This is a genomic window from Candidatus Jordarchaeum sp. (assembly GCF_052745115.1).
Genome location: NZ_JBRAKS010000462.1, coordinates 1 through 2,585 on the forward strand (window position 1 = coordinate 1; position 2,585 = coordinate 2,585).

Consider the following 2,585-nt stretch of genomic DNA (forward strand, 5'->3'; position numbering starts at 1 on the left):
AACCGAACACCATCTGGAAGTGTCCTAGATGGGTAAGTTTCGGACAACGGTTTAAGTGTCGCTTCGTCCCCGTAAAATGCGGGACCCCGTTTGAGTACTAGGTTCAAGCTTATTCGCTTTATTTCAGGCAACGCGTTCAGTATTTCTTGCGGGGGATTCAAGTTTTGGAGGACAGCTTAAAAAAATCCTCCTACCTCATGTCTCTTTGGGTAGTCTAGTCCAAGCAATCTTAGGGCGGCCTTTAAGGCTAGCTCCACAGATTCTTGAGCCCTCCTCACAGATCTGTGGTGTATCCCCTGCTTTAACGCGTTTTTAGCCTCCAGTAAAGTGTACTCACTATCCCTAAAGTAGGCTTTCGACATTTCCTCGGTGTTCATATTTCCAGAATCTCTCCCCTTTTAATTGTAGGTTTAAGAATCCAGTACCAGGTGCCGTCTGGTAGATAAACTTTTTTAGAGCCGAGTTCTTTGAGTCTTTTCTTCAACCTTTTTAGCACGTTTTCCATGAAGCCGTTTCTGTCAAGTATTATGACTCCGTCTTCAATCATGTCAAGGTAGATTGGTCGGTTTTTCTCTGCCTCTTCTGGACGGAGAGGGTGGAACTGTATCCAGGTTTGCTCCCCCGGAGGTTTCTTCTCCTCATCCCATAGTTGGAGTATGATGTCCACTAGTTTATCTGTTCTACCCATAGATTTCTCAAATTCTTCGCAAACTAAGAGCACATCTATGTCGCTGCTCATCTTTGCTTCTCCACGGGCCACGGAGCCGAAAATAACAACCGAAACCAGTTTCTCCCCAAACCTCGCAGTCAAAAGCTCGGTGAGCCTCCGAACCATCCACCGATACTCTTCTTGGGGAATAGCTTCAATCCCATATTTCAAACAAAACCACCTATAATATTCGAAAGGCTTGGCTCAAAAAAACTTGTCGACACCCCGTTTAAAAAATTACAAAAATTTAGGCAGGGACGCCCCACATGTTGTTGGAGAAGACCCGCGGGCTTTTTAAGCTCCTGTTTCAGAAAAATTTCAGCCTCCTAGTAAAGATACATTAGCTACAGAGCCCAGCGAAGAAAAAGAGGATGGTAATTTTACTGTTTTAAAGCTTCAAATTTTCAAGTTAACAATATGCTTGTAATTCCGGCTTACAACCATGTCTACGCGGTTTATGGTAACAACCACTATGTGATCAGTCAGCAGAAAAAGTCTGTAAAATATGCAAGAAAACTCAAATGGTTCCAAGCCTTTTAAGGTGAGTTTTTTCTGTTTCAATATTTGGAAGCTCTTTCGGTAGTTTTTAGAAATTGGGAGCAGAGTTCCACGATCTCTTTGACCTTGCGGTAAGTGTTTTCCGCGTATTCTCTTTTGAAAGCATCCCTGGCGGAAATTCCTTCAATTTCGTAGCCGTATAGTGCAGGGCCTCGTACTCTGGCTAGTTCTGTTGAGAGTTCCTGGATTTCTTGGAGCTTTTCTCTCAGATAGTCTGGTAGTCTATCTCGGACTTCGTTGAGTGTGCCTCCCACGTCATGCTCTCTTGGATACTCGACTGCTAGATACCTTAGAATAGCTTTTAATGCTAGTTCTAGTGTTTCCTGCGATCTTCTCACCACTCCGGCGTAGTCCTTTTCAGTCAAGGCTAGCTTGGCTTCCTCTAGGCATCTCTGCGACCGGAAAATGTAGTCGGAAGCCATTTTTATGTTTCTCAAATTTCAATCACCTCTGAGGGTTTAGCGTCCGGCTTGAGAATCCAGTAGTAGCCCTTCTCTGTCTTAACCTTCCTTGCTCCCAGCTCCTTTAGTCTCTCAGATAGGCTCCTTAAAACATTCTTGAGAAAATCGTCCCTATCGTAAAGGATTATTCCGTCGTCCACCATGTCAAGAAGAATTGGTGGGTGCTTTTCCACCTCTTCAGGTGTGAGGAGGATGTCCGAGATTAGGCAGTTTCTCCCCAGTGCTCTAAGTAAGCGGTAAGACTCTGTTTCTTTCAGCTTCATGTGGATCCAGTTCGTCTCCCTAAACCTTGAACCTAAATCCTGTGGAAGTCCCTTGGCAACAACAAGAACATCTATATCACTCTCTGGTGTGGTTTCACCCCTAGCTACGGAGCCGAAAAGACACACAGACCTCAACCGGTCCCTAAAGTGATTAAAAAAATAGGAAACATATTCCTCTAAAAGTCCCCGATACTCCACAGAAACCTTACCAACACCCATAACAACACTCTCACAGTATATTATACCACTAGGTGATGCAGATTTATTAGGCTCCGCTTCCATCATAAGGCTCCAAACCGCAAAAGAGGCTTTATTAATACTCCTTTTCTGGGCAAAACCGAACAATTCTACATCACCATACCACTAGAAGGCAACAATTATAAATCTTTAGAAGAAAATGCACTGACATATTACCACGGCTTAAACCTGTGGGATTCTACACTTCTATGTTAGCGTTAGGAGTGTGGGGTGGATCCCCATCCGGTTAGCGACTGCCATACTCTTCTTCAGATGAGCAAGCTCTTATATTCACGCAGCTCAAGGGTTCACAACAGTAGAAAGATTTAATGATAAATAATACCATTCTTGGACTTT

Annotated in this window: 4 protein-coding genes; all 4 read right to left on the reverse strand. The window is 43.8% G+C overall.

Annotated features, from left to right (window positions below):
* Nucleotides 1–176: 176 nt before the first annotated feature.
* The 4 genes from ACUVXA_RS19595 to ACUVXA_RS19610 all read right to left on the reverse strand — a co-directional run bounded on the left by ACUVXA_RS19595 (nucleotide 177) and on the right by ACUVXA_RS19610 (nucleotide 2,336).
* Nucleotides 177–377, reverse strand: coding sequence for a HEPN domain-containing protein (locus ACUVXA_RS19595; RefSeq protein ID WP_445872979.1), 201 nt, complete (start codon nucleotides 375–377; stop codon nucleotides 177–179).
* Nucleotides 374–880, reverse strand: coding sequence for a nucleotidyltransferase domain-containing protein (locus ACUVXA_RS19600; RefSeq protein ID WP_445872980.1), 507 nt, complete (start codon nucleotides 878–880; stop codon nucleotides 374–376). Before ACUVXA_RS19600 ends, ACUVXA_RS19595 begins: the two co-directional genes overlap by 4 nt.
* A 386-nt stretch (nucleotides 881–1,266) precedes the next feature.
* Nucleotides 1,267–1,704, reverse strand: a complete 438-nt coding sequence (locus ACUVXA_RS19605; protein WP_445872981.1) for a HEPN domain-containing protein — start codon at nucleotides 1,702–1,704, stop codon at nucleotides 1,267–1,269.
* On the reverse strand, nucleotides 1,701–2,336 hold the full coding sequence (locus ACUVXA_RS19610) for a nucleotidyltransferase domain-containing protein (RefSeq protein WP_445872982.1): 636 nt from the start codon (nucleotides 2,334–2,336) through the stop codon (nucleotides 1,701–1,703). Before ACUVXA_RS19610 ends, ACUVXA_RS19605 begins: the two co-directional genes overlap by 4 nt.
* Nucleotides 2,337–2,585 lie beyond the last annotated feature (249 nt).